General features: G+C 72.9%; 2 protein-coding genes. One reads left to right on the forward strand and one right to left on the reverse strand.

Features of this window, described 5'->3' with window-relative positions:
- Window positions 1-467 (forward strand): transposase (locus ACYVO6_RS49490; RefSeq protein WP_461073646.1); only part of this gene is annotated, 467 nt, incomplete at its 5' end.
- Here ACYVO6_RS49490 and ACYVO6_RS49495 read toward each other — a convergent pair.
- The gene (locus ACYVO6_RS49495; RefSeq protein ID WP_461073648.1) at window positions 415-978 is read right to left on the reverse strand and encodes a hypothetical protein; all 564 of its coding nucleotides are present in this window, start codon (window positions 976-978) and stop codon (window positions 415-417) included. The genes ACYVO6_RS49490 and ACYVO6_RS49495 overlap by 53 nt on opposite strands.
- Between the last annotated feature and the right edge of the window lie 38 nt (window positions 979-1,016).

Consider the following 1,016-nt stretch of genomic DNA (forward strand, 5'->3'; position numbering starts at 1 on the left):
CGGTGCCGGCCTCCTCACGCGGCTACGACGGCGGGAAGAAGGTGCCGGGCCGCAAACGGCACATCGTGACCGACTGCCTCGGCCTGCTCCTGGCCGTCGCGGTCACCGCCGCGAACATCGGCGACCGGGACGCCGCCGTGGGCCTGCTGATGCGGCTGCGCCGTCTGCACCGCGACATCACCCTCGTCTGGGCCGACGGCGGCTACACCGGCGGCCTCGTCGACTGGTGCCGGGACAAACTCGCCCTGACCCTGCAGATCGTCAAACGCACCGACGACATGCAGGGGTTCGTGGTGCTCCCCAGACGCTGGGTGGCAGAGCGCACGTTCGCGTGGCTGATGAACTCCCGCCGTCTGGCCCGTGATTACGAGACGCTGCCCGCTTCCAGCGAGGCGATGATCCGGTGGTCGATGGTCACGCGGATGGGCCGGCGTCTGGCCCGGCCACGGGCCGCCGGCCGGCACTGAATGCCCCCGACGTCTCCTGCAGGAGCCACCCGCGCTCCGCCAGACGCCTGGCCTTCGAGCGCACCCCCTCGACCTTCGCCGGCGTCGTCTCAGAGCCCAGCCCCACCGCGATCTCCCTGGCCTTGAGCGGCCCGTGGCCCGCCGGAGTGCGCTCCTCCAGCACGCCCAGAATCCGCTGGTAGTCCGGCGCCAGCACCGTCACCGGCAGCCCGTCCCGCCAGGGCGGCACCGTCGAGCCCGGCACCGGTGCAGGCGAAGGCGCTGTTGCCTGCTCAGGCTCAGGCTCGGTCTGGGGTTCGGTCACGGCAGTCGTCCCGGCCGCGGAGGCGGCCAACGCCTCGACCAGCTCCTCCCGCGCGATCACCCGCCGGTCCAGCTCGATCTCCGCGGCCTCCAACGCCTCAGCCAGCCGCGCGGCTTCCTCCCGCAGGCCCTCCACCCGCACCCGGGCAGCCGCCTCCCGCTCCTCCAGCATTCCCAGCACCGACGCCACCGCGCACCCCTCGGCCATCAAGCGGACACAAGACGCCGCATCCCTCCCTCACCCCG

Source organism: Streptomyces pseudoechinosporeus (assembly GCF_054783935.1).

Bases quoted from the DNA above. Each gene is read 5' to 3' on its own strand.
- ACYVO6_RS49495 (WP_461073648.1), bottom strand. From the start codon at position 978: ATGGCCGAGGGGTGCGCGGTGGCGTCGGTGCTGGGAATGCTGGAGGAG.